Origin of the sequence: Bartonella sp. PS17NMGDW, assembly GCF_042193555.1 — a bacterium.
GTDB lineage: Bacteria > Pseudomonadota > Alphaproteobacteria > Rhizobiales > Rhizobiaceae > Bartonella > Bartonella grahamii.
The window spans coordinates 1-21,946 of the sequence record NZ_JBHILY010000010.1; the positions used below are offsets into that span (position 1 = coordinate 1).

19 protein-coding genes and 1 tRNA gene are annotated in these 21,946 nt (G+C 36.6%); 5 read left to right on the forward strand and 15 right to left on the reverse strand.

Annotated elements, in window-relative coordinates:
- Window positions 1-184: 184 nt before the first annotated feature.
- Window positions 185-388 (forward strand): AlpA family transcriptional regulator, encoded by a 204-nt coding sequence (locus ACFIJK_RS06920; protein WP_005865986.1) that lies wholly within the window; start codon window positions 185-187, stop codon window positions 386-388.
- A gap of 99 nt (window positions 389-487) precedes the next feature.
- Here the strand turns inward: ACFIJK_RS06920 and ACFIJK_RS06925 are convergent.
- The 4 genes from ACFIJK_RS06925 to ACFIJK_RS06940 all read right to left on the reverse strand — a co-directional run bounded on the left by ACFIJK_RS06925 (window position 488) and on the right by ACFIJK_RS06940 (window position 3,754).
- Window positions 488-563, reverse strand: a tRNA-Thr gene (locus tag ACFIJK_RS06925).
- A gap of 205 nt (window positions 564-768) precedes the next feature.
- Window positions 769-2,127 (reverse strand): acetyl-CoA carboxylase biotin carboxylase subunit, encoded by a 1,359-nt coding sequence (gene accC / locus ACFIJK_RS06930; RefSeq protein WP_375625732.1) that lies wholly within the window; start codon window positions 2,125-2,127, stop codon window positions 769-771.
- A 14-nt stretch (window positions 2,128-2,141) separates the two neighbouring features.
- Window positions 2,142-2,639, reverse strand: coding sequence for an acetyl-CoA carboxylase biotin carboxyl carrier protein (accB, locus tag ACFIJK_RS06935; RefSeq protein ID WP_273787930.1), 498 nt, complete (start codon window positions 2,637-2,639; stop codon window positions 2,142-2,144).
- A gap of 242 nt (window positions 2,640-2,881) precedes the next feature.
- A complete protein-coding gene (locus tag ACFIJK_RS06940; RefSeq protein WP_375627328.1) occupies window positions 2,882-3,754 on the reverse strand; it encodes a DsbA family protein in 873 nt (290 codons plus the stop codon).
- 344 nt (window positions 3,755-4,098) lie between these two features.
- Between ACFIJK_RS06940 and glpD the strand changes: the two genes are divergently transcribed.
- From glpD to cobT, 3 genes are all read left to right on the forward strand, one after another.
- Complete coding sequence (gene glpD / locus ACFIJK_RS06945) at window positions 4,099-5,619, forward strand: glycerol-3-phosphate dehydrogenase (protein WP_375625736.1); 1,521 nt, start codon at window positions 4,099-4,101, stop codon at window positions 5,617-5,619.
- 703 nt (window positions 5,620-6,322) lie between these two features.
- The gene (gene dusA / locus ACFIJK_RS06950; protein WP_375627329.1) at window positions 6,323-7,303 is read left to right on the forward strand and encodes a tRNA dihydrouridine(20/20a) synthase DusA; all 981 of its coding nucleotides are present in this window, start codon (window positions 6,323-6,325) and stop codon (window positions 7,301-7,303) included.
- A gap of 392 nt (window positions 7,304-7,695) precedes the next feature.
- Window positions 7,696-8,682 carry a nicotinate-nucleotide--dimethylbenzimidazole phosphoribosyltransferase gene (cobT, locus tag ACFIJK_RS06955; RefSeq protein ID WP_375625740.1) on the forward strand — a complete coding sequence of 329 codons (987 nt, stop codon included), beginning with the start codon at window positions 7,696-7,698 and terminating at the stop codon, window positions 8,680-8,682.
- Between the two features lie 48 nt (window positions 8,683-8,730).
- On the opposite strand, the gene ACFIJK_RS06960 is transcribed toward cobT, so the two are convergent.
- The 7 genes from ACFIJK_RS06960 to topA form a co-directional block, all read right to left on the reverse strand.
- Window positions 8,731-9,222, reverse strand: coding sequence for an Lrp/AsnC family transcriptional regulator (locus ACFIJK_RS06960; protein ID WP_273722692.1), 492 nt, complete (start codon window positions 9,220-9,222; stop codon window positions 8,731-8,733).
- A 21-nt stretch (window positions 9,223-9,243) separates the two neighbouring features.
- Window positions 9,244-9,873 carry a uracil-DNA glycosylase family protein gene (locus ACFIJK_RS06965; protein WP_375625742.1) on the reverse strand — a complete coding sequence of 210 codons (630 nt, stop codon included), beginning with the start codon at window positions 9,871-9,873 and terminating at the stop codon, window positions 9,244-9,246.
- Between the two features lie 28 nt (window positions 9,874-9,901).
- A complete protein-coding gene (locus ACFIJK_RS06970) occupies window positions 9,902-10,459 on the reverse strand; it encodes a thermonuclease family protein (RefSeq protein ID WP_375627330.1) in 558 nt (185 codons plus the stop codon).
- A gap of 330 nt (window positions 10,460-10,789) precedes the next feature.
- The gene (gene rpmG, locus ACFIJK_RS06975; protein WP_004864083.1) at window positions 10,790-10,957 is read right to left on the reverse strand and encodes a 50S ribosomal protein L33; all 168 of its coding nucleotides are present in this window, start codon (window positions 10,955-10,957) and stop codon (window positions 10,790-10,792) included.
- 104 nt (window positions 10,958-11,061) lie between these two features.
- The gene (locus ACFIJK_RS06980) at window positions 11,062-12,234 is read right to left on the reverse strand and encodes an MFS transporter (RefSeq protein WP_375627331.1); all 1,173 of its coding nucleotides are present in this window, start codon (window positions 12,232-12,234) and stop codon (window positions 11,062-11,064) included.
- A 288-nt stretch (window positions 12,235-12,522) separates the two neighbouring features.
- Window positions 12,523-14,796 carry a ribonuclease R gene (gene rnr, locus ACFIJK_RS06985; protein ID WP_375625747.1) on the reverse strand — a complete coding sequence of 758 codons (2,274 nt, stop codon included), beginning with the start codon at window positions 14,794-14,796 and terminating at the stop codon, window positions 12,523-12,525.
- Window positions 14,797-14,799: 3 nt separating this feature from the next.
- Window positions 14,800-17,373 (reverse strand): type I DNA topoisomerase, encoded by a 2,574-nt coding sequence (gene topA, locus ACFIJK_RS06990; protein ID WP_375627332.1) that lies wholly within the window; start codon window positions 17,371-17,373, stop codon window positions 14,800-14,802.
- A 266-nt stretch (window positions 17,374-17,639) separates the two neighbouring features.
- Between topA and ACFIJK_RS06995 the strand changes: the two genes are divergently transcribed.
- On the forward strand, window positions 17,640-17,846 hold the full coding sequence (locus tag ACFIJK_RS06995) for a hypothetical protein (RefSeq protein WP_005773510.1): 207 nt from the start codon (window positions 17,640-17,642) through the stop codon (window positions 17,844-17,846).
- Here the strand turns inward: ACFIJK_RS06995 and dprA are convergent.
- Genes dprA through ACFIJK_RS07015 form a run of 4 tightly spaced genes read right to left on the reverse strand, consistent with a single transcriptional unit; the run spans window position 17,776 to window position 21,872 of the window.
- Window positions 17,776-18,990: a DNA-processing protein DprA gene (gene dprA, locus ACFIJK_RS07000; RefSeq protein ID WP_375627333.1), complete on the reverse strand. Its 1,215-nt coding sequence runs from the start codon at window positions 18,988-18,990 to the stop codon at window positions 17,776-17,778. The genes ACFIJK_RS06995 and dprA overlap by 71 nt on opposite strands.
- Window positions 18,965-19,597 (reverse strand): glycerol-3-phosphate 1-O-acyltransferase PlsY, encoded by a 633-nt coding sequence (gene plsY, locus ACFIJK_RS07005; RefSeq protein ID WP_375627334.1) that lies wholly within the window; start codon window positions 19,595-19,597, stop codon window positions 18,965-18,967. Before plsY ends, dprA begins: the two co-directional genes overlap by 26 nt.
- Before the next feature lie 11 nt (window positions 19,598-19,608).
- Window positions 19,609-20,910: a dihydroorotase gene (locus tag ACFIJK_RS07010; protein WP_375627335.1), complete on the reverse strand. Its 1,302-nt coding sequence runs from the start codon at window positions 20,908-20,910 to the stop codon at window positions 19,609-19,611.
- Window positions 20,907-21,872 carry an aspartate carbamoyltransferase catalytic subunit gene (locus ACFIJK_RS07015; RefSeq protein WP_273787943.1) on the reverse strand — a complete coding sequence of 322 codons (966 nt, stop codon included), beginning with the start codon at window positions 21,870-21,872 and terminating at the stop codon, window positions 20,907-20,909. Before ACFIJK_RS07015 ends, ACFIJK_RS07010 begins: the two co-directional genes overlap by 4 nt.
- Between the last annotated feature and the right edge of the window lie 74 nt (window positions 21,873-21,946).

Below are 21,946 nucleotides of genomic sequence, written 5' to 3' on the forward strand. Positions count from 1 at the left end.
AAGCCAATGTATGCATGTGCCATAGAGGACAACTCGCATTAGCTCTTACTCAATTGCCTGATTGGAAATATGAAATTGAACACATCTAAAAAATAAACTTGCAGATTTTTAAAAGTTGGAGTGCTTCACATGCCTTCCAGCCCCCCACCCATTTAATTAACATAAAAAAGAGAAAGGTAATGAGATGATATTTGATGATGGAGATAGATATGTAACGACACGTGAGTGTGCACAGCTTTTTAGTGTATCCACAACAACGATTCGCAATTGGGTGCTTCAGGGGTTGTTTCCGGAGCCATATAAGCTAGGGAGAGCAGTGAGATGGAGAAAAAAAGAGATCTTAGCCTTCACTCCAAAGAAAAATAAGGAGCAAATAAGAACAAATTAGGTAAAATTATATAAACTGTAGAAGGTGGTCTAAAAGGTGGTCTGAAAATGGCTATTTAAAGAAAAAATCTATATATTTCAATATGTTGAAGATGTAAAATGGTGCCCCCAGAGAGACTCGAACTCCCGACCCCCTGATTACAAATCAGGTGCTCTACCAACTGAGCTATAAGGGCGTAACCACGTAGGAGTTAGCACAAACTCACAAAAAGGAAAACAGAAAATTATCAAATTTTGTACATATTAAAAGAAAACTATATAACAAATAAAAAAATGACCAACTTATTTCCTATTTTACCACTCTTTACAGCAAGGTTGGAATTATCCTTATGTTGATATCTTATAGAATCTTTTATAGGAATTCACCATTTTGCTATTGAATTATGAATCTGAAGACTTTGATTGATGAGAAAGGTATTTTTCTAGCCAGTGAATATTATAATTACCATCAGCAACATCTTGATTATTAATAAGATCGCGAAAAAGAGGTAGTGTAGTTTTTATCCCATCGACCACAAATTCATCTAAAGCACGCCGTAAACGCATCATACATTCTAAACGGGTACGTCCATGAACAATCAGCTTTCCAATCATACTATCATAATAAGGAGGAATACGATAACCTGAATAAGCACCTGAATCAACACGAATCCCTAAACCTCCAGGTGTATGAAAATGTGTAATGGTTCCAGGTGATGGCGTAAAGTTAATAGGATCTTCTGCATTAATACGGCATTCAATGGCATGACCAGAAAAACAGACATCATCTTGTGTCACTGAAAGCTTGCAGCCTGATGCAATATGGATTTGTTCATGGACTAAATCTATACCTGTAATTGCTTCAGTTACAGGATGTTCGACTTGTAAACGCGTATTCATTTCGATAAAATAAAATTCGCCATTTTCATAAAGAAATTCAATAGTACCAGCTCCACGATATCCAAGTTGGGCACAGGCATTTGCAACAATACTACCAATTTTTTTTCGTTCAGTTTCACTAAGTGCAGGTGATGTAGCTTCTTCCCATACTTTTTGATGCCGTCGTTGCAGTGAACAATCGCGTTCTCCTAAATGAATAGCATTTCCCGCACCATCACCTATGACTTGAATTTCGATATGACGGGGTTTTTCTAAATATTTCTCTATGTAAACAGCGTCATCACCAAAAGCAGCTTTCGCTTCTGAACGCGTTGTTTTGAGAGCTATAGAAAATTCTTGTTCAGAATGAACGACTTTCATACCACGTCCGCCACCACCGGCAGAAGCTTTGATAATAACGGGATAACCAATTTCACGAGCGGTGCGTAAAGCATCAGATTCTTCAGTGACTGCTCCATCTGAACCGGGAACTACAGGAATACCAAGTTTTTTGGCGGTTTTCTTTGCTTCGATTTTATCGCCCATGATTCGGATATGAGTAGCTGTTGGACCGATGAATGTAATATCATGGGCTTCTAGAACATCTGCAAATTTTGCATTTTCAGAAAGAAAGCCATAACCTGGATGAACAGCATCAGCTCCTGTAATTTCACAAGCAGCAATAATTTGCTGAATACTCAAATAAGAATCGCGAGCGGGAGGAGGGCCAATACAAACACTTTCGTCAGCAAGACGAACATGCATTGCATCTGCATCAGCGGTAGAGTGAACAGCCACGGTTTTTATGCCAAGTTCTTTACATGCACGTAAAACGCGAAGAGCAATTTCTCCCCGATTAGCAATGAGGATTTTTCGAATCATGGTTGCCCCTCGCTTTATTCAACAATAATAAGTGGTTCACCAAATTCAACAGGTTGGCCATCTTTGACAAGAACAGTGGTTACCGTGCCTGAGCGTGGTGATGAAATTTGATTCATTGTTTTCATGGCTTCAATAATAAGTAATGTCTCTCCTTCAGAAACATTTTGTCCTACTTCTACAAAAGGTTGTGCACCTGGTGAAGGTGCAAGATAAGCTGTTCCAACCATCGGAGAGGTTATTGTGTTTTTTGATTTATCTTCTTGGATAGATTGTATAGGAGATTCAGTTGTTGGGACTGGAGAAGATGTTACAGAAAAAGTAGGAGTAGAAACAGGAGCATAGATTGCTTGCTCAGAAGAAGTTAAGGTATTTTGGCGTGAGACACAAATACGAAGCTCCCCTTGTTCAACTTCAATGTTCGTTAAATTGGTATCATTCAAAATTTCAGCAAGATCACGAATAATTTTCGTATCAATTGCGGTTTTTGCCGAATCCATTTTTTTTGTTGCCATTTTATTTCTAACTCCTTGATCAATGAAGATCGTCATTATCTCATTTTATGACCGAATATCTCTAGATTAGGGATGACATCTTTTGAGGCTTTAAAGATTTTTATTTCCTTTAAATCATTATACTTTGCAATTTAAAACTCGTATCTGCTTTACGCAAAATTGCACTTATAAGCCTGTTATCAAAAAAGAGAAAGCATAAAATTACCTCACTTACAGTATTCTTCCTAAAACTAATTAGGTATTCACCGTGTATTGTCTATCGCTTGTTTTAGAGTATCTTGTCTGGCTGCGCCAATGAATATTTTATTACCAATGATGTAAGAAGGTGTTCCCGTAATATGAAGTTTAGAGGCAATTTGGATATTTTCTTTAAAAGCGTTTTGTAGAGTGGGATCTTTTATTGCATTATGTAGTTTTTTTTCATCTGCTCCTAATGAAACAGCTACTTTAATAGCTTTAGCTTCATTTGCGCGACCCTGATACATTAAAAGCGTTTTGTGAAACTGAGGATATTTCTCTGGAAATTGTTTTCGAAATGCGTAGGCAACAGTATGGGCTGCCATAGAATCAGAGCTTAAAATTGGTAAATCCTTAATGATAACCTTTAAATCTGGATATTCTTTTATCAAGTCTTCTATATGTGAATAGGAACTTTTACAATACCCGCAGTTGTAATCAAAAAAATTGACAAGCACTTTTTTACCATTTGGGTTTCCCAAAATGGCGTCATGAGGAGAATGAAAAATTTCTTTTTCTAATAAATGGATGACAGAAGTTTGTATTTTGTTTTCGTATTCATTCTGTTTTTCTAGCTTATTTTGAAGAATAAGCTGCATTTCAATCAGAATTTCTGGATGAGTAAGAAGGTACTCTCTGACAATTTGTTGAATATGATGAGAATCAGTATGTGGTATCATTTTTTCTTTAAGCTTAGATAAAAAGCTAGAATCTTCCAAAAGTTGTGTTTTAAGCTTTTCTAAGCTTAAATGATTTTCTGTTTTTGAGTGTGATGTTGCGTTTGATAAAGAAGGTGAAAAGATTAAAATACTCGACATAACTGGGACTAAAATTTTTGAAAGAGGTGTTATTTTCGAATTTTGAGAGTGATGAGTCATCTGTGTACCTTCACATTTCCTAGTGTGTCATTGAGTGAACTATATGAAAAGCGTTATCTATGTGCAATAAAGCATTTAGCTATAGTGTGTATTTAAGAGTGAGAAAAAACATCAATTTTTCTCTAAAAAGACTTCATATGATGAACCTTGGCTTGGCAAGGATATTTTTTGTAAAAGATAAAAAAATTCTCTTTAATTTGTCAAATGTTGTTTTGATGTATAAGGGTATCAAAAGCTTTTTGTGCGTGTTTATTTTAGGAAAAAGTACGTTGATAATACAATGAAGAACCCTTGTATTATTTTTTCCTATTGCTTTATTGAGTACTGAGAAACAAACTTAAATAATGAAAAGTGAAATTATGAAAACCACAACACATTATGAACTGTTTATCATTGGGGGAGGGATAAACGGGTGTGGATTGGCAAGGGATGCAGCAGGACGCGGATTTAAAGTGGGATTGGCTGAAATGAACGATCTTGCATCTGGGACCTCAAGTGCGTCAACAAAGCTTATTCATGGCGGGCTTCGTTATCTTGAACATTATGAGTTCAAGCTTGTTCGTGAAGCATTGAAAGAACGCGAGATCATTTTACGTATGGCTCCACATATTGTGCGTCCTTTGCGTTTTCTTCTTCCTTATCATAAAGAATTGCGCCCTGCTTGGATGTTGCGTTTTGGACTTTTTATTTATGATTATTTAGGGAATTGGAATCAGAAATTATGGCGCAGTAAAACAATTAATTTTTCAAAAAAATTTCGCTCTACACTGAAGAAAGAATATCAGAGAGGTTTTGAATATTCTGATGCAAGAGTAGATGATGCGCGTTTAGTTATTGGCAATGCTCGTGATGCAGAAAAATGGGGCGCTGATATAAAAGTACGAACAGAAGTTCTCTCTTTAAAAAAAGAAGACAATAAATGGCGTATCGTTCTTCAAGACAAGTTAAGTAGCAAAAAATATAGTGTCACAGCTTCTTATGTCGCGAATATGACAGGACCTTGGATTGATCATGTTTTGGCAAGCATATTAGACTATAACGAACATCCACCAGTACGACTTGTTAGAGGTTCTCATATTTTGGTTCCCAAGCTTTATACTCATGATCGTGCTTATATTTTTCAAAATGGTGATGGGCGTATTATATTTGCTATTCCCTATCAAGAAGAATTTACCTTGCTTGGAACAACAGATTGTAATTATCAAGGAGATCCGGCTGACGTTCATATTACTGATACAGAAATTGATTACATTTGTGCAGCAGCCAGTGAATATTTCATACAACCAGTGTTGCCTGAAACAATAGTCTGGTCTTACTCTGGAGTTCGTCCACTCTATGATGATGGAGCTTCAAAAGCACAAGAAATTACGCGCGATTATGTTTTAAAAGAAATGGGAACAGGAACAACACCAAAGATTCTTAATCTTTATGGTGGAAAGATTACAACTTATCGTAAGTTGGCTGAAGATGCGATGAAATTTGTTGAAAAAGCGCTTGGTAAAAAGGGAGCATCATGGACGGCTAAGACAGTACTTCCAGGGGGCGATTTTCCCTATAATCAATTAGATATAATCGAAAATAAGATTGCTCTTTTGATGCCAGATTTAGATGCTTTTACACATCGCAGACTTGCACGCTCCTATGGTACGGAAGCATTAGTGATATTTGCACATGGTAAGGAAAATAGAGGAAAAAATTTTGGACATGGGCTTTATGAAGTAGAAGTAAAATGGTTGATGGAAAAAGAATGGGCTAAAGTATGTGAAGATGTGTTATGGCGTCGTTCAAAACTTGGTCTCCTATTTAATGAGCAAGAGGTTGATACTCTTTCTTCCTATATGCAAAGCCAACAAGAGACTGAATAACCTTTATGATCATTTCATTTTACAGATTTTATCTGCAATATTGTAAAATATTTTCTTCAAGAAATACTGGTGTCAGTCATACATTTTAAAAAGACAATGATTGTCTATACCCTAATTTTAGTTTTTTTTGCAAGAATCATAAAATGGCAAATTAGATAGAATATTTAGGATAAAATTTATCTATCTTATAAAGTGAAATCCAAGAATGTTACCAAGAATTACTCATTGAGAAAAAATGATTTATAATTATATGCGTGTAAAATAAGGATTTTTGTTCTTTCTTGAGGAGAAGATAAAAGCATCTTCTGTAGCGTTTATTTGCACAATAATTTAAAAAAATCTAAAGAAAATTAAATCTATTATGAAAAATTGTACAATGTTTTAGTTTATCGTTTATTATCTTAAACGCTGTGCTAAATCATGTAAGGATAGAGGCTTGATGAGCGTAAGAAGAACTTGTAAATGAGTTTTTTATATTATAGTGAAAATTTTTTTCATGTTTATATACCTAAACAGTAATCTGTGAGAAATGCCATATTGTGTTTTATCATGATTGATTGTAGTAAACCTTTATAACAATTGAAGATAATGGGCTGTTATTATACTCATGATAGTATAAGAGAATAAAATTTTCCGTAAACTAAAAGTAAGTATTTTTCTATGTATAAAGAGAGAGCTATAGGGATATGAGAGTAATACCCTCATGACATTTTACAACCTTCCATCGCCTGTAAAATTTGCAGTAGCACCAATGTTGGACTGGACAGACCGACATTGCAGGTTTTTTTATCGTCTTTTAACGAAAAAAGCACTCCTTTATACGGAAATGATGGTAGCAGATGCTGTCATTCATGGTGTTCGCGAACAATTGTTGGCTTTTAGCGATAAAGAATGTCCAGTTGCATTACAATTAGGGGGGGCGGATCCAAAAAAGTTAGCAGAAGCTGCAAGAATTGCTGAAGATTTTGGCTACAACGAAATAAATCTCAATGTCGGTTGTCCATCAAATCGTGTTCAAGCAGGTGTCTTTGGGGCTTGTTTGATGCTACATCCAGACATTGTGGCAAATGCCGTGGAAGCGATGAAACGAGAAGTTACTATACCAGTAACTGTCAAATGTCGGATTGGAGTGGACGAACAAGATGAAGAGTTGGCGTTAGATCTTTTGGCTAATCAGGTTTGGAATGCTGGATGTGATGCGCTCTGGATACATGCACGCAAGGCATGGCTGCAAGGATTGAGTCCGAAAGAAAATCGCAATATTCCGCCCCTTAATTATGAAAGGGTTTATAGATTAAAACGTAAATATCCTCATAAATTCATTGGAATAAATGGTGGAATTAAATCGATTGATGAGATCAAAGAACACTTAACTTTCTGTGATGCTGTCATGCTTGGTCGCCAAGTTTATCATGATCCAGATTTGTTAAAACATATTGATTTTGAACTCTATGATGAGGCGCAAAATAATCTGAGTGAGAGTGATCTTATTGAGGTTATGTGTGATTATGCTGCTCGACATATTGCATCGGGGGGGCGGCTTTCTCATGTGACTCGTCACATGATTGGTTTATTTCATGGGCGGGGTGGGGCACGTCGATGGAGGCAAATATTATCAAATGATGCGACAAAACCAAATGCAGGTATATGTATTTTAAAAGAAGCTTTTTGTGCTCTCATTTAATAACAGCCTGACAATTAACATATGTTAAAGTTGAGATCCTTTGTGTTTTGATTTCTTTATGATCATTTTGATCCTTTTGATTTTATAAGTTTTTGAAAGTTTGCAACTTTTGTTATAGAAGGAATGTTAGAATTTATATATTAAACAACATGTTAATTGCTCCTATTTAATAGAGAAATAGATTAAGAGCATACTGTAAAAATAGTAATAACATATTGATAATATTTTAAATCTTTCATGTTTGCTATTTGATTAGAAAATAGAATATAGAAATCATTGCTTTCATAATATTTAATGTTTTTAAAGCACTGTTTAAAAAAACAATAAATTATTCATATCCTGTATATATGACGTGATTTTCATAAACATTGTAGATTTTAAAAGGTATCCTTATGACCGCTAGTCCATTTGATGATTTTCGTGCTTTGCTTACAAATTTACCTGTTGCTGATGAGTTTTCTATAATTTTGGCAAAAAAACGGCAAAAAAACTTAATAAAAGAGCAAGGAACATTGGGAAAACTAGGGGATATTGCTGTTTGGTATGCGGGATGGAGGGGGACAGAAAAACCTATCGTAACGCGACCTTTAGTCGCTATTTTTTCTGGAAACCATGGTATAGTAGAAGAAAATGTTACACCATTTCCACAATCTATGACACAAAAGATGGTGCAAAATTTTGCATCGGGTGGAGCTGCTATCAATCAAATTTGTATTGCTTATGATCTTGGATTAAAAATTTTTGATTTAGCATTGGAATATCCAACAATGAATATTACGAAGGATGCCGCAATGGATGAGCGGAGTGCGGCTGCTACAATGGCATTTGGAATGGAATCCATTGCGGGTGGAACAGATCTTTTATGTATTGGAGAAATGGGCATTGGAAACACCACAATAGCTTCAGCTTTATGCTTAGCATTGTTTGGAGGAGAAGTGGAAGAATGGACAGAAAATGGTATGGAATTAGACGATGATTTTTATCAACGTAAAATTGCAGCGGTTAAAACAGCCATTTCTTTACATAAGGATTATTTTAATGATCCTTTTGAGATAATGCGTCGCTTAGGAGGACGTGAAATTGCTGCCATGGTTGGTGCTATTTTAGCAGCAAGAATAGAAAAAATACCCGTTATTTTAGATGGTTTTGTGGCAACAGCAGCTGCAGCGGTCCTTTATAAAATGCATCCAAAAGCTCTTGATCATACCCTTGTTGGACATGTTTCTTCTGAGAAAGCTCATCGTAAACTTTTAAACAAAATTGGCAAAGAACCACTTCTGGATTTTGGGATGAGTCTTGGTGAAGGGACAGGAGCAGCTATAGCAGCTGGTATTGTCAAAGCTGCTGTTTTAACACATGCACAAATGATGATTTTTTAACAAAAAAGTTTGAATGCCTAAAAGATAATGAGATGATATAAAAAACTCTTAAGGATTTTGTTCATGCGTCTTGTCATGTAATTTAATATAATTAAGTGGAAGTTCCGTTGTATATTTAATCTGTTCCATTGCGAAAGAAGATGAGACATCACGGATGTCAATTTTAGAAATTAATTTTTTATAAAAAAGATCATAAGCTTCAATGTTGGGCACAACAACACGCAATAAATAGTCAATATCTCCACTCATTCTATAAAATTCAATGACTTCACGGAATTCTTGTACAATTTTTGAAAAACGCTTAAACCATTCATGACTATGTGTGTTTGTGCGAATAGACACAAAAACAGTGACATGCGCATTCACTTTTTCTGGAGAAAGAACGGCAACACGACGCTGAATGACGCCATCTTCTTCAAGCTTTTGAATTCTACGCCAACAAGGAGTGGTCGAAAGTCCCACTTTTTTAGCAATATCAGCAACAGAAAGTGTCGCATTTTCTTGCAAAAGATGTAAAATTTTTCGGTCAAGACGATCCATATTTTTTCTCAATATTTTAATTTATAAAAATTTACGCACTAAACGACGCAGATATACAATAAGCTCATCGTTAAACCATGGATTTTTCTGTAACCAAAAAGTATTTCGCCATGATGGATGAGGCAAAGGCATAACATTATAGCCTTGAGGTTGGGGAATGGAAAGAATATTTCTCCAATCACTAACGGTTGCTGAAACAGTTTTATGTTTTAATTCCGTAATATGCCATTTTTGCGCATAACTGCCAATAGCAAGAACAAGCTTTATTTGAGGCATCGCTTGAAATGTCTTTTCATGCCATATTTCTCGACATTCACGTCTCGGTGGTAAATCAGCTTTATTTTTGTCATAACCTGGAAAACAAAATCCCATAGGAACAATAGCAAAAAGAGATCTGTTATAAAATTCTTCTTTCGTTACCCCCAGCCAATCACGCAGCCTTTCGCCAGAGCGATCATTAAAAGGGATAGAAGTTTCATGGACACGCAATCCCGGTGCTTGTCCTGCGATTGCAATCGAAGCCGTATTGGATAAATAAACGATGGGATTTGGTTCGTGAGGAAGAGGAGGAAAATAATGTGGTTGTTGGATACAAACACGACAGGAATAGATTTTTTTTTCAAGTTTAATAATTTTATCACATCGTTTCATTGGTCAATGAAATTAAAAAATATTTTTCTTATTCTGTGCGAGGATTTGCTTTGCGCCATTCTCGCGGTCGTTGAAAACTTGATGCCCATATTCCTTTCTTTTTCCTTCTAGCTTCTTGTTCTTCTTTGGGATATTCATAATAACTTACAGCCCAACCATTATGTACAAGCGTCGCGTTGATATTGCTAACTTGTTTTGTTTTACATGTTGCAAGGATACGACGGTATTGGTCTGTTTTATGCCAGAGACATGTAACAGTTTGATTTTCTATTAGTTTTTCTAAATATTTTTTTGCCTCAAGCCCACAAGGGTAGCGTTTCTCCTTTTTTCCACAAAATTGGTGGAGTTCAGGAGCATCAATTCCAGCAAGTCGAATCCTAATTGAAGAAATCATGATAGAATCACCATCAATGATTAGTGCATTTCCTTTAACAGAGTTTTGAGAAAAAATTTTTTCTTTTTGAGGCAACTGCTGGTTCTGCTTAAAATAAATTGACATAACGATAAGAAAGCTAGCAGCGACAAAAATACTGAAACCGGTAATTTTTTTAAAACTTCTTAGATTAAAATGAGAATTTTTTTTCATGAAACCAAGAAACTGCTAACATTATTATAACGCACTCTATTTTAGTATTGCTTATAATTCGTCCAAAATTCCATTTATATGACGAAACAATGTCTCGTTTTAATGAAAAAATCTCGTTAGATAGCACAATAATCAATACTCATGTAGAATATATGTAAGCAACTTAAATAATAAATCAACTTATCCAAATTCGTACAAAACATACAAATTTTAAAGTAAACTTTTTAAACTTAAGGGAACAAAAAACACCCCTCAAAAAATAATTTTGAAGAGCAATATCCCCACATTCTTTTTGGAGTATAAAATCTATCAATTCAATGATAAGTCTATTTATTTAATTTTTGTTTCTTTAAATTCAACGTGCTTTTTTACAACTGGATCATATTTACGCTTGCTCATTTTATCTGTCATTGTACGGCTGTTTTTCTTTGTTACATAGAAAAAACCGGTATCTGCAGTTGATAAAAGCTTGATCTTAATGGTTGCTGCTTTAGCCATAATGTAAGAACCCTATTTATACTGAAAAAATATTATCTTGCTATCAAAACCTATTTTTGATGTCATCAGATTTTCCAGCAACACTACGGATGTTCTCAAAAAAGTCAAGAGCTGATTAATTTTCTTATAAGTTGGACAAACACCAAAGTGACATATAAACTAAAAAAAACAGCTATAGCTATTGAAAAACCGAAAGGATTAAAGATATCCATGGATTTTCCGATAACGGTCGGCCCGATAAGCATACCAATTCCATAGCAAAAAATAAAAGCAGAATTAGCAGCAGCAAGTTCTTGTCCCTTGAGACGTGCCCCTAGATGTGCAAGACCGATTGTATAAAGGCTCGCTGATACACCACCAAGAAGGAACAGATCAAGCATTAGAATCCATGGATATTGAATGATCCATGGTACCATGAAAGTTCCCACAAAACCTAAGATAGCGCAACTTATCAGCGGATAGCGTCGATCTTTGGCATAATCGCTTATAATGCTAATAGGAATTAAGAGGAAAACATTTCCGAGCGCAAGGGCTGCCATAAAGTGTGCTGCTTCATTCTCATTATAACCAATGGATAAACTAAAGGGTGTAATAAGAGTTAATGCGCCCATTTGAATAGCACCGTAAACAAGTACTGCCATCATAGCGCTTGGAACGTGAAAAAGATAACGAAAAAATGGTGTATATTGGCTTTTTTGAAATTCTGGACTTAATTTCCAAGCGGCAAGAATTGGGATAGCAGCTAATATAATAAGACTATAACCAACAGCAAAAGGAATAAATCCTTGTGTTCCCACTTTTGCTAATAGCGTTGGACCTATCGCAAACCCTAATCCTAGGACAATAGCATAAATGGAAAGAACCAAACCACGTCTTTTAGGGGGAGCATAACTGTTGATCCAAAACTCTGACAGGATAAACATAACCGTCATAGTAAAATGTAATATAAACCTTAAAATGAACCAAACCCATATGGATTCGAAAAAATAGAATCCTAAAAAACTTAACGATCCTATGGCCATCATAAATAATATCGTTTTAGAAATGCCTAAGCATAGGGCGATTCGAGAAGTAAAAATAGCTGCAACAATTGTGGCAAATCCACCAACAGTTCCACTATAGCCGATCATACTATTGGAAATACCTTTCTCTGCCATAAGAAGAGAGACAAGTTGTGTTCCTATTCCCAATGCTGTTCCAACGGTGCCAATAGTTACAATAGCTGCAATAATTGCACGCAAAGAATTGTTTTGAGAGTTAAAAGCTTTTTTTTTCATGAGAATGGCTTAAGGTACTTTTGTTTATTTAAACAATAAAAAGATGAGCTGAAATGAAAGGGAGCCAAAACTATTCTTTGCAGTTTTTCTCATTTCTTGAGTATAAAAAACTGCAAGATTTCTATATGGTTATTATAGAGATAGCAATAAAATTTATCCTCTTGTATATTAAAGAAAGAAGATTGTACACATAAAATAATAAAAATATTATATAATATAAGTCATTTCTTAATTTGAAGTTATTCATTCTTTTATTATTCATATTCTATTTAATGGAGGATAAGAAGCTTAATTTTTTCTCCCATAAAAAGTATGCTTTTGTTTTTTAAATTTGTTTTTATGGTAAGATGTCGGTGAAAATTTTATTGGACGAGGTTTTGTTAAGAGTTCAAAGCATAAAGCGCCAGCAAAAGGTTGTACCGTTATAAGTTTTACTTCTACAACATCACTGAGCTGATAGCCTTTATGGCTACGCTGTCCTACAAGAACATGATGGGCTTCATCAAAATGATAATAATCATTTTTAAGTGTAGAAATATGGACAAAACCATCTGTGTTGAGTTTATCAAGTGAGATAAAAAGACCTGCTTTTGTAACTCCGGAAATGCGACCTGTAAAAATACGGCCGATTTTATTCGTTAAATAGTGAGCAACAAGCCGATCAATAGTTTCCCTTTCAGCCATCATTGCACGGCGTTCATATAAAGAAATTTGCGTAGCAATTTCTGCGAGATTTTGTTCTTGTGTATCTGTTAACTGATCATTTCCTAATTTCAGCGTTTTAATGAGTGCTCGATGAATAATAAGATCAGCATAACGGCGGATAGGGGATGTAAAATGTGTATAATTATGTAGGTTTAAACCAAAGTGGCCGATATTTTTGGGATTATACTCAGCTTGAGATTGTGAGCGCAGAATAACTTGGTTGATCAATTCTTTTTGTGGTGTATTCGTCATTTTTGCCAGAATGCTATTAAGGCGCGCTGAGGTAAGTTCGCTTCCGCGGGAGAGTGGTATCCCCAAACTTTGAAGAAAGCTCCGAAGTATTTCTTGCTTAGCAAGAGAAGGTTTTTCATGAATACGATAAATGAGGGGCTGGTGATGTTGTTTTAATGTTTCAGAAGCTGCAATATTGGCTTGTATCATAAACTCTTCAATTAAACGATGCGCTTCTAATTGTGTTTCACTCACAACATCTTTTATGCATCCATTTTGATCAAGAATAATCTTTTTTTCTGCAATTTCTAATTCTAGTGGTTGGCGACGATTTCGCGCAGCTTTAAGGCATGTATAGGCTTCCCATAAGGGTTGCAAAATGCTCTCAAAAAGAGCGGCTGTTTTTTCATTTATATTACCTTCAATTGCCAATTGTACTTCTTGATAAGAAAGCTTGGCTCTTACACGAATCATAGTACGATGAAAACTATGTTTTCGTTTATTACCATTTGCATCAAAAATCATACGAACGGCTAAAGCTGGTCTTTCTTTTCCTTCACGCAGAGAACATAAATCATGAGAAAGGCGCTCAGGTAACATTGGCACAACGGTATCGGGAAAATAAACAGAATTTCCGCGTTTCAAAGCTTCTTTATCTAATGCGCTTCCTGTTTTGATATAGTAAGAAACATCTGCAATGGCCACAATAATAATCCAACCATCATTATTTGCTGGGTCCTTATCCTTGGTTGCATAAACTGCATCATCATGGTCTTTTGCATCTGGTGGATCAATTGTAATAAATGGTAACTGTCGCCAATCTTCACGATTATCCATATTGGCAGCTTTGATATGTTTGACTTGCTCAAGAACACTTTCAGGAAAAATATAAGGAATTCCTTTCGAAAGAAGTGCTATCATTGAGAGTGTTTTTTCACTCTTAATATGCCCTAAAACATTTTTTATTTTTGCGCTCTTTAATCCGTAACCAGTATTTTTTTTAATTTCGACTTCAACGAGATCACCGACTACAATCTTCATTTCTGGAGACATTTCAACAATGAGTTCATTGGTTTTGCGGTCTATAGGATCAAGGCGCCATTGATTATTTTCAAATTTTCTTACAACAGCAAATGCGCTTTTGGGAGATATATCAATTTTACGAATAATTCGTCCCGTATAAGGGGGGCTTGAGCTTTCAGAATTTTTATTTCGAAAAACTTTTACAAGAATATGATCTCCAACACCAATGCTACTTCCTTTTATGTGATGAAAAGAGTGTATTTCAATATTGGGCTTTGGAGAATCTTCCCATTCAAGAGGTTGTGCAATAAAACTCCCATCTTTATCACGTCCGCTAATTTTTACTAAAGTAACAGGGGGTAATTTTCCTTTGTTTATTGCTCTTTTGTGTTGTTTAGATATAAGATTTTGATCCTTCAACTCACGTAATATATCTCTAAGCCAAATACGAGAATCGCCTTTTAAGTTAAAAGCTTTGGCGATTTCTCGTTTACTTGAGTGGTTAGGATTCTCATTTATAAAGGAAAGGATTTCTTCCTTATTGGGAAAATTTTTCCCCTTGAATGTAGAGAGATAATTTATGTTTTTTTTACCTTTAGCCAAAATTTATGTCTCTTTTATTTTTGCTTTTGTTTTAGAAGAAGCTCTTTTTGAAGTTGTTTTTTTACTCGATGCTTTAGCCGATATAAGTTCTAATGCCTCTGCCAGTGTTACACTAATGGGATCTTTATCTTTTGGCAATGTTGCATTAATTTTACCCCAATTGACATAAGGACCATAACGCCCGTTGCGCACGGTAATAGTTCCTCCTTCGGGATGCTCTCCTAATGTTGCCAATGCTGCAGATGTTGTTCTGCTTTGCTTGGTTTTGTTTTCTTGTTGTTCTGCCAATACTGTAACAGCGCGATTGATACCAATATCAAAAACTTCATCTGCATGAAGAAGGCGTGCAGATTTTCCGTTATGGCTAAGATAGGGACCATATCGTCCAATCGTAGCTGTGATTGTTTTTCCAGTTTCAGGATGAATGCCAATTTCACGGGGAAGGGATAGTAAAGCCAAGGCTTTATCAAGGGTTACATTTTCTGCCTGCCATTCTTTTGGTAGTCCTGCACGCTTAACTTCTTTGCTTTCACCAAGTTGAATATAGGGACCAAACCGGCCATTGCGAAGAGAGATATCTTTTCCTGTTTCAGGGTCAATACCAAGTATAACAGGTTCATCATTGCGTACAGTTTCATTCTCTTCTCCAGTATCTGTACCAAGTTGGCGTGTATACTTACATTCGGGATAATTGGAACAGCCAACAAAAGCACCATAACGACCGAGTTTTAATGATAATTGACCATTTTTACAAAGAGGACAGGAACGCACATCACTTCCATCTTCGCGTTCAGGAAAGGCGAGAGGTGCTAATGTTACATTTAAAACATCAAGAACATTGGTTATACGGAGTTCTTGGATATTGCTAATAGATGCATTAAATCCATCCCAAAAATCTCGCAATACGTCTTTCCAAGAAAGTTTCCCATCAGAGATAAGATCCAGCTTTTCTTCAAGATCTGCTGTGAAACCATATTCTACATAGCGATTAAAAAAATTTTCAAGAAAGGCTGTAACAATTCGTCCCTTAGCATCGGGAATAAGCTTTCGTTTATCAATTACAATATATCCACGGTCACACAATGTCGCCAATGTGGAGGCATAAGTTGAAGGACGACCAATTCCTAACTCCTCAAGCTTTTTAATTAATGAAGCTTCAGAATAACGAGAAGGGGGCTCTGTCGTATGCTGTACAGATTCAACTTTTTCTTTTGTAAGTGCTTCACCAGTGTTTATTTGTGGTAAACGTGTTGTTTCATTTTCTTCATTATTTTCTTCGTCTCGTTGATCGGTGTAGACGGAAATAAAGCCATCAAAGCGAATAACAGATCCTGTTGCTCTTAGATTTGCACGGTTTTCTCCTTGTTGTGCTTCAATTTCAACAGTTGTGCGTTCAATTTCAGCAGAACGCATTTGGCTGGCAATAGCACGCTTCCATATCAGCTCATAGAGCTTTGCTTGATCGCTATCGAGAAAATTACGGACTTGACTAGGATTGCGTTGAAAATCTGTTGGACGGATCGCTTCGTGTGCTTCCTGTGCATTTTTTGCCTTTGTTGAATAAAAACGTGGTTTTTCAGGAATATAGTCTTTACCGAAAGTTTCATGAATAACTTTTCGTGCTGAATCAATAGCCTCTGGTGCTATTTGCACACCATCGGTACGCATATAAGTGATAAGCCCAGCCGTTTCACCATTAATTTCAATGCCTTCATAAAGCTTTTGGGCAATTTGCATAGTGCGAGAAGCTGAAAATCCTAATTTTGAAGAAGCTGCTTGTTGTAGTGTGGAGGTTGTAAATGGAGGAAGAGGATTTCTCTTTGTAGGTTTTGCTTCAACACTGAGTGTATGATATTGGGCTTTCTCCAACATAAAGCGAATTTGGTCTGCTTGTTCTTGAGACTGAATATCAAGCTTGCCTATTTTTCGTTGATTAAACATTGTCAATCTTGCTTGGAAACTATCATTTCGGATGGTTTTTAATTGTGTTGTAACGGACCAATAATCTTCTTTGATAAAATGTTCTATTTCTGCTTCACGATCACAAATAATACGCAAAGCAACTGATTGAACGCGTCCTGCTGAACGTGCACCAGGGAGTTTCCGCCATAAAACAGGTGAAAGTGTAAAACCAACGAGATAATCAAGTGCGCGACGTGCAAGATAAGCATCTACAAGTGATGTATCAATATCACGTGGATTGTTCATAGCATCAAGCACAGACTTTTTGGTGATGGCATTGAAGACAACTCTTTTAATAGGTTTATCTTTTAAAACTTTTTTTTGACGAAGAACATCCAGAATATGCCATGAAATAGCTTCCCCTTCACGATCAGGGTCTGTTGCTAATATAAGGCTATCGGCTTCTTTAACGGCTTTTGCTATTTCATTTAAACGTTTAGCGGCAGCAGAATCTATATCCCATTTCATAGAAAAATCTTGATCCGGTAAAACAGAACCATCTTTTGCAGGCAAATCACGAACATGTCCAAATGATGCAACAACTTTGTATTGAGACCCAAGATATTTATTTATTGTTTTTGCTTTTGCTGGAGATTCAACGATAACGATATTCATAATTTTACCCAAATATTGAAATAAAAAACTTTTTTATAAACGCCTTTTACGCGAATAGCTAATGACAATTGCTTAAGAGCACATAAAAAAATATTAGCCATATAAAAAACATGAATATTGTACAACTTATGATTGTTATTATTAGAATACACCCTATATAGAATTACACGATTTACTTTCCACTGTTATTACAGGAACATACGGCGAAATACTAAGATAACGTCTATTGAGAGGTAGGAGGGGGAAATGCTCAAGGATAGAGGATTATGTTTATAAATCATTTAAAAGTTATCCAATATATTACAGACATGTCTAAGCAAATGAATCAGATGGCGCGTCAGGCGCATAGTCCGCTTTTAGCATTGCTTTTGGATATGGTTGCCAAAGAAGGGCAAAGCATTATTAATAGTGCTGAGGCTCTTGGGGAAGATCAAGATTCGACAATGACACACAACCACCAGAGTGTCGAATAAGCTTTCCAGCAAGGTCGAGTTCTACCAACAAGAGGTAGAGAGTTGGAAGTGGAACACCTGTGTGGGTACTGAGTGTGTCTAAATCGATTGGCGTTGTTGAAAGAGCAGAGAGAACTGCTGCACGTGCTGCATCATCACCTGCTAAAGAGGGGCTGCTGTTTTTTTCATCTGCTAAATTGAAATTCTCCTTTTCAAGTTGTAAAGAGGATGGTTCCTCAAAAAAATTGAGTTGCGAATTTGGAAGCGGTGAAATTAATGGCGTAAGTGTTTCTATGATGTCAGAAGGATGTGTGGTGAGTAGAGCACCGTCCTTGATAAGATTGTTTGTACCAACAGATCTTGGATCAAGTGGTGAACCGGGAATGGCAAAAATTAACCGTCCCATTTCAGCTGCTTGACGTGCGGTAATTAAGGACCCTGAGCGCAGGGCTGCCTCTACAACCAAGAGACCAAGTGATAGAGCTGCAATAATACGGTTTCTTCTTGGAAAATCGATAGCACGCGGCTTCCAAGAAATGGGCATTTCGCTGATGATGGCTCCACCGTTGGCGATAATATCTTCATGCAACTTTTTATTTTCAGGAGGATAGATATGATCAATTCCCCCAGCCATGACTGCAACAGTTCCTGTTTTTAAACTTGCTTGATGCGCAACGCTATCAATTCCACGAGCGAGCCCAGAAATTGTTATAAAGTCTGCTTCTCCGAGAAAACGCGCAAATTGAGCCGTAAGCTTTTTTCCCGCAGCTGAAGCATTTCGAGAACCTATAATTCCAATAGAAGTTTTTTGAAAAATTGAAACATTACCTTTAATAGCAATAAGCGGCGGAGGGGCTTCTGTAACCTTAAGAAAAGCTGGATAATCTGGTTCTCCCATACCGATAAACCGAACACCTAATCTTTTAGCTTTTTGTATTTCTTTTTCTGCATCTTCTAAGCTTGCTATTTTAATGGATACAGAACCACCACCTTTTCTGCTAAGCTCTGGCAACGCTGCCAGAGCAGATTCTGCTGTTTTATAATGATCAATGAGATTGCGAAAACTAACAGCTCCAATATTTTCACTGCGCAACAACCGTAACCAATTTAGACGTTGACGATCAGTGAGCAGGATTCCTTTATTTATCCCCGTTTTGAGTCCCAATCTTACTTTCTTCCCCAATTAATAATCTACCGATATTTGCGTAATGCTTTATATACACAAATATGCTCATCACAATCAGCATAAAATAGAAATAAGGATCGGAAAAGTAAAAAACAAATATCGCAGTTATAACAACAGAAATGAGTGCGGATAATGAAGAATAGCGTGTGAGGAGAAAAATCGTTATCCATACAATAATAAAAATAATTGCTGCAGGCCAATAGATTCCTAAGCAGACCCCTAGATAGGTAGCAACACCTTTGCCACCTTTAAATTTAAGCCATATGGGGAAAAGATGTCCTAAGAAAACAAAAAAACCTGCTAGAGAAACAAGGATACTATTGTCTAGCGGATCACTAAAAAACTTTATAACGAAAACAACGATAGTTCCTTTCAACATATCACAAAGAAGTGTTAGAGCAGCAAGTTTTTTATTTCCTGTTCGTAAAACATTTGTAGCTCCAATATTGCCGGAACCAATTGTTCTCACATCGCCAAGTTTGGCTAATCTCGTTAAAAGAAGACCAAATGGAATCGAGCCAATGAGATAAGATATGAGGAAAATAAACCATGGAGTGGACTGAAAAAATATTTCTGCTTCATTCATTAAGAATCTCATTAAGTTTGTTGATCAAGTTTAAAAACGGTTTTCCCTTTCACAAAGGTCTGGAGCACGCGTCCTTGAAAACGTGCATTCTCAAAAGGGGTATTTTTTGAACGTGAATAGAGATTCTCTTTCGAAACAACCCATGGTTCTTCAAGATCAACCACAATAAGGTCTGCATGAGCACCTTTCTTCAGTGTTCCTGCATTGAGTCCAAAGAGCTTTGCAGGCGCCGTTGACAAAAGTTCAGTTATCCGTAAAAGAGATAGGCTCTCATCATGGTAAAGGCGTAAGGCTGCACTCAATAAAGTCTCCATACCAATAGCGCCAACCGCCGCGTCATTAAATGGTAAATGTTTTGTATCGTTACTCTGAGGATCATGAGAAGAGACAATAACATCTATAGTCCCATCCTTTATTGCTTCAATCATTGCTATACGGTCTTCTTCTGTACGCAATGGGGGCATTAAGCGAAAAGAGGTGCGATATTCACCAATGTCATTTTCATTGAAAGATAAATGATTAATAGATATACCCGCTGAAATTTTCTCACTGCGTTTTTTACCTAAACGAAGTGCATCAGCAGAGAGTGCTGTTGATATTTGAGCGGCATGATAGCGTGTTTGCGTTAATACTGCTAATCGCAGATCCCTTTCAAGTGGGATAACTTCTGCTTCGCGGGGGATGCCAGAAAGACCAAGCCAACTGGCGAGCAGTCCTTCATTCATCACACCTTGTCCTGTAAGATCTTTATCTTGCGTTTCATGCATCAATGGAACATCAAAATCACGCGCATAAGTCATTGCACGTCGCATAACAGATGAACTTTGAAGCGTTTTTTTTCCTTCACAAAAGGCAACAGCTCCTGCAGCTTTTAGTAAGCCGAATTCCGCTATTTGCTGTCCGTTGAAACCTTGTGTGATCGCAGCAACGGGATAAATATTGACCGATGACTTTTCTTGTACTGTATGCCTAATAAATTCAACAAGTGCCACATTATCAATGATTGGACGCGTATCTGGCATCATGAGGAAAGAAGTAATACCACCTGCGGCGGCGGATTGACTTGTTGATGCGATTGTTTCACAGTGCTCATTTCCTAATTCTCCAACAAAAACGCGCGCATCAACAAGGCCAGGGAGAATTGCTTTGTTTTGTGCGTTAACAATTTCTGCTTCTTCTGGGAAACCCTGATTCAGAGCTTCTTTTCCAGCGGCTATAATCCGTCCATTTTCAACAATAACTGTACCAATTTCATCGATTGCGCGCGAAGGATCAATAATACGAGCATTTTGAAAAACAATTGGTTTTATCATTTTTTTTCTCCACTGATCTTTGCGCGTGAATCTAATAAAGCCTCCATGACCGCCATACGCACTGCAATTCCCATTTCTACTTGTGTATGAATCATACTTTGTGGTCCATCTGCTATGTCAGATGCAATCTCTACACCACGGTTTATTGGTCCAGGATGCAGAATAATGGAATCATTTTTGGCATAGGCTAAATTTTCTTTATGTAAGCCAAAATAATGGAAATATTCATGCGTAGAGGGAATAAAAGAACCTGTCATCCGTTCATGCTGTAAGCGCAACATCATGATAACGTCAGCATTTTTAAGACCTTCTTTCATCGTGTTAAAAACCTCAACACTCATATGAGCGATTTCTGCGGGCAAGAGTGTTGAGGGAGCAACAACACGAACACGAGCACCCAAAGCATTGAGACTCAGGATATTGGAACGGGCAACACGTGAGTGTAAGATATCTCCACAAATCGCAACAGTTAATCCTTCAATACGACCTTTTGCTCTTTTAATGGTTAGAGCGTCTAATAAAGCCTGTGTTGGATGTTCATGAGCACCATCACCTGCATTAATGACACAACAATCAACTTTTTGCGCTAATAAAGCTGCCGCTCCTGCACTGTTATGGCGAAAAACCAGTATATCCGGCTTCATCGCATTGAGAGTTGTAGCTGTATCAAGTAATGTTTCTCCTTTTTTTACAGATGAGTTGCCGATCGCAAGACTCATCACGTGTGCACCTAGCCTTTTACCCGCTAATTCAAAAGAAGATTGTGTTCGCGTAGAGGCTTCAAAAAAGAGATTAATTTGAGTCCGTCCATGCAAAGTAGATTTTATTTTATCAATTTTGTTAGAAAGGATAACATTTGCTTCTGCACGATCAAGCAATGTATTAAGATCTTGTACACTTAGATCTTTAATAGCTAAAAGATGTTGATGAGGGAAAAGTGGAAAAAAATTATCTTGAATCATAGCATTCTTCTTTATCTCTCTCTAAACAGGTTAAACAAGCATTTGTTTGAATATGATAAATGTTTCTTAACTCT